This window comes from Methylomonas lenta (assembly GCF_001644015.1).
Taxonomy (GTDB): domain Bacteria; phylum Pseudomonadota; class Gammaproteobacteria; order Methylococcales; family Methylomonadaceae; genus Methylomonas; species Methylomonas lenta.
This window is the reverse complement of record NZ_LUUI01000013.1, coordinates 1-4275: the sequence shown is the minus strand read 5'-3', so window position 1 is coordinate 4275 and position 4275 is coordinate 1. Positions and strand designations below refer to the sequence as shown.

Here is a 4275-nt window from a genome sequence, read left to right as displayed (position 1 = left end):
TTAACTGACCGTTGGCATCGGTGTTTAGGGTGCGGATGCCTTTCAGGTTGCCGTCGGCTTCACGGCGTAAGATACCTATCGCCTGATTGGCTAGCGGCGTATTGCTGATACCGTCAGTGACGGTGACATTCAGGAGTTGGGGGTCAAGAGCGAATGCTTTGCTTGGTAGTAAAATTGTAAGGAGTAAGAAAGCGTTAAAGAAAAGACCAAGATTAAACTTGGTGCGTAGGATTGGTGTCATATGTTTTTTTCGCTTTAAACATGGCTAAAGTAATTGGCATGAATACTAGCAGGTAAAATTGTTCACAAAATGACAGCCAGATTAAGAAGGGTGGTAATTTGAACTTAACTCACAAAAAGAGTCGTTTTTTTAGCGGTAGTGAGAATAGAATCACCCTTTTTGATTGATCAAATCTTTAAATGGATAACGAAAGTAGAGGTGCTAATTCAATAAAGAAAGCTTATAAAAAGCAATCTGCAGGCTTTTAAGGGGTGGCGATCTGGTTAATCAGAGGGCTGTGGCCGGGATAAACTCCACCTAACACGACACTAGTTTTAGCGCCGGTGACACTGCATAAGTTACCGGGTTGATGGTTGAAGCTTTGTCTGGCCAGCCAGGCAAAGGCAATCGCTTCTACATAATCAGGGTCAATACCAAAATTCGCAGTCGAGACTAGAGGCATGGGTAGGTTTTTTCTTAACATGCTAACTAATTGTTGGTTATGAATGCCGCCGCCACACAATAAAATTTGTTTGCTAACGGCCGCGTACTCCAAAACAGCATTGGCTATACTGTCAGCGGTTACTTGGCACAATGTGGCTTGCACATCCTCAGGTCTGCAATCAGTAACGTCAGCGAGTTTAGACTGTAGCCAGGCTGGAGAAAAGTATTCTTTACCTGTACTTTTGGGTGGTGGTTGTCGGAAGTAAGCATCATTCAACAATAAGCTGAGTAGCTCTGGATTCACACGACCGCTATTACCCCAATCGCCATTAGCATCATAGTTTTTGTTAAGGCACTGCTGGCACCAATAGTCCATTAGTGTATTGCCTGGGCCGGTATCAAAACCTAAAATCTGCTTGCTGTTAAGTATGCTGATATTGGCGATACCACCAATATTGAGCACGGTAGTGATGTTGTCAGGTTCGGCAAATACGGCTTGATGAAAGGCGGGCACAAGTGGTGCGCCTTGGCCGCCAGCGGCGATATCGCGGCGGCGAAAATCACTGATAGTGGTTATGCCGGTGATTTCGGCGATGCGGTTGGGGTCGCCAATTTGCAATGAGAAGCCGTAACGACCATCAGGTGCATGATAAACAGTTTGGCCGTGGCTGCCGATGGCGTTTATTTGCGAGGCAGGGATTTTTGCTTTGTCGAGTAGTGCTAGCGCTGCTTCAGCCAATAAGCAGCCAAGTTGTGCATCTAGTTTGCCGTAATTTTCCAGCAGCACTGGTTGTCCGGGCTGGCTGATGCGGTGTATTTCTGCTCTGAGTTTGTCTGGAAATGCTTGGTAGTGAAAAGCAATCAGACGAACTTTTTTTTCACTAAAATCAACCAGACCAGCGTCGATACCATCGAGGCTGGTCCCGGACATTAATCCGATGTAGAGTTCGGCTGATGGCTTAGTTCTTTGCAAGCAAGTCTTCGCTTTTAGCTAGTTTCAGTTGCGCCATGAGTGGCTGAGTTTGTGCCTTGAATTTAGCAAGCAAGGCATTTTCCATGGGAATCGATCGCGGTAGTTTTGCTGTTTCCGGATTAACGTGCTTGCCGGCGATTCTAAACTCATAATGCAAATGTGGGCCGGTGGCTAAACCTGTTTTGCCAACATAGCCAATCACATCGCCCTGGTTAACCTTGCTACCGACCTTATGGCCGGACTTGAAGCGAGAGAGATGGGCATAAAGGGTAGAATATTTTTGCCCATGTTCAATTTCTACTACATTGCCATAACCATTTTTGGTGCCGTGAAACACGATTTTACCTTCACCGGTAGTCTTAACCGGGGTGCCAATGGCGGCAGAATAATCGACCCCTTTGTGGGCGCGTATAGTATTCAGGATGGGGTGTTTGCGATGCAGGTTAAAGTGTGAGCTGATTTTTGCAAAATCCATCGGGTTTTGTAAAAACGCTTTGCGCAAGCTGTTACCTTCCGGGGTGTAATAACCGGTATGACCTTGATTGTCAGCAAAGCGGACGGCTGTGTATGTCTTGTCTTGGTTGACAAATTCTACGGAAAGGATGTCGCCGGTATCGAATTCTTTGCCATCTACGAATAATTTTTCATATACAACCGTAAATTGATCGCCTTCGTGAAGATTGAGGGCGAAATCGATGTCCCAGGCAAATATATCGGCTAATTTTAAGATGACCTTTTCAGATAGACCTGCATTAACTCCATCCTCGAACAGCGACGAATGGATACTGCCTTTAGCGCTGGTGATCTGGTAGTCAACTTTTTTACTGAATAGTTTGACGTCGAAGTCGCCATCGTGTCGAGTGGCAACCAGAGTCTCGAAAGGGTTTTTGACGTAGGTTAATTGCTCTAATTCACCCTCTGAATTGACTGTAGCCGTTAAGTCCTGACCAGGAAGTACGTCAGCAAATTGTTTGCCGGTTGCATTGCTATGAATGATTTTGTGTAAATCTTCGCGGCTTAAATTAAGCGATGAAAAAATCGTAGAAAGGTTTTCACCTGACTTAACCGTATGCTCCATGTCTTCAGAAAAAGCGACTTCTTCAGTTTGAGCGTTGGGTGCAATGTAGTTGGTATATTGATTGACTTTGGAAGAAATTAATCTTTCTTGCTCTTGATATCGGGTGTCTTCGAAATTTTTGTGGGGTATAAGTCCGTAACTTGCGCTTGCGGCAACGACGGTGCAGGAGCCAAATAGCAAAGTCTTGAGTATTCTGTTTCTCACAGGATTCACGCTTCAATGGTTGTCGAGCAACATATTGTAGGCAATTTTGCTGATATAGGCTAATTCAGATCGGAATATTGTCCTGATGCAATAGCTTGATAATTTATAATGTCAGTAATTTATGCTTTTTTTCAGGAGAAGAGTTTGTTGCAAAATACTTTGGCGCAATTGCAATACGGGGCTGATGAGCTGTTGCTCGAGGCTGAATTGATCAAAAAATTGGCAGAAAATAGGCCTTTAATAGTTAAGGCGGGGTTTGATCCTACTGCGCCAGATTTACATTTGGGCCACACTGTATTAATTAATAAGCTTAAACAGTTTCAGGATGCTGGGCATAGAGTGCAGTTTTTGATCGGCGATTTCACTGCGATGATCGGTGATCCGACGGGTAAGAATGTTACTCGTAAGCCTTTAACGCAAGAAGAAGTCATCGAAAATGCCAAAACTTATCAAGAGCAGGTTTTTAAAATTCTTGATCCAGAAAAAACTGAAATCAAATTCAATTCCGAATGGATGGGGGTAATGTCCAGTGCGGAAATGATTCAGTTAGCAGCCAAACATACCGTAGCTAGGATGCTGGAAAGAGATGATTTTCATAAACGTTATAAGGGTGGACAACCTATTGCCATTCATGAATTTCTGTATCCGCTAATTCAGGGCTATGACTCGGTTGTTATGAAGGCAGACGTCGAGTTGGGCGGAACAGATCAAAAGTTTAATCTATTGATGGGCAGGCACCTGCAAGAAGTGTATGGGCAAAAGCCGCAAGTGGTTTTAACCATGCCAATTTTGGAAGGCTTGGATGGCGTGCAAAAAATGTCAAAGTCCCTCAATAATTACATTGGCATATCAGACAAGCCGGATGAAATGTTTGGAAAGATCATGTCGATATCAGATGATCTGATGTGGCGATATTTTGAGTTGCTAAGCTTTAGGTCAATGACAGAGATAGAGCTCTGGCGAAAAGAGTGTCAGTCAGGTGCAAATCCAAGAAACTATAAAGTTAAGCTAGGGCAGGAGCTTGTAGCTAGGTTTCATGATGATCAGGCGGCGATTAATGCTTTGGAGGTCTTTGAGGCGCGTTTTCAGCGAGGCGCTCTGCCAGACGATATGCCGGAAATTCAACTAAGCGTCGATGCTGAAGGCTTGGCCATAGCCAATGTCTTAAAAGATGCTGGTTTGGTAGCGAGCACATCTGAAGCAATCAGAATGATTAAGCAGGGAGCGGTTAAAATTGACGGAGAAAAACTGGAAGATACGAAGGTTGTAATGGATGTGTTGAGTAACTGCGTATATCAGGTTGGCAAGCGTAAATGCGCCAAAATAGAATTAGTTTCAAAAAACAGTTGACGGGTT

4 protein-coding genes are annotated in these 4275 nt (G+C 44.2%); 1 reads left to right on the top strand and 3 read right to left on the bottom strand.

Annotated elements, in window-relative coordinates; translation table 11 throughout:
* The 3 genes from A1359_RS00820 to A1359_RS00810 form a co-directional block, all read right to left on the bottom strand.
* The coding region (locus A1359_RS00820) for a hypothetical protein (protein WP_157200420.1) at positions 1-241 on the bottom strand (241 nt) is incomplete at its 3' end.
* A gap of 244 nt (positions 242-485) precedes the next feature.
* Complete coding sequence (locus A1359_RS00815; protein WP_269747860.1) at positions 486-1637, bottom strand: anhydro-N-acetylmuramic acid kinase; 1152 nt, start codon at positions 1635-1637, stop codon at positions 486-488.
* On the bottom strand, positions 1624-2919 hold the full coding sequence (locus A1359_RS00810; protein ID WP_066976577.1) for an OapA family protein: 1296 nt from the start codon (positions 2917-2919) through the stop codon (positions 1624-1626). The genes A1359_RS00815 and A1359_RS00810 overlap by 14 nt, the downstream gene beginning before the upstream one ends.
* A gap of 147 nt (positions 2920-3066) precedes the next feature.
* Here A1359_RS00810 and tyrS point away from each other — a divergent pair, with 147 nt between their 5' ends.
* Positions 3067-4269, top strand: a complete 1203-nt coding sequence (tyrS, locus tag A1359_RS00805) for a tyrosine--tRNA ligase (RefSeq protein WP_408606516.1) — start codon at positions 3067-3069, stop codon at positions 4267-4269.
* The last annotated feature ends 6 nt before the right edge of the window (positions 4270-4275 follow it).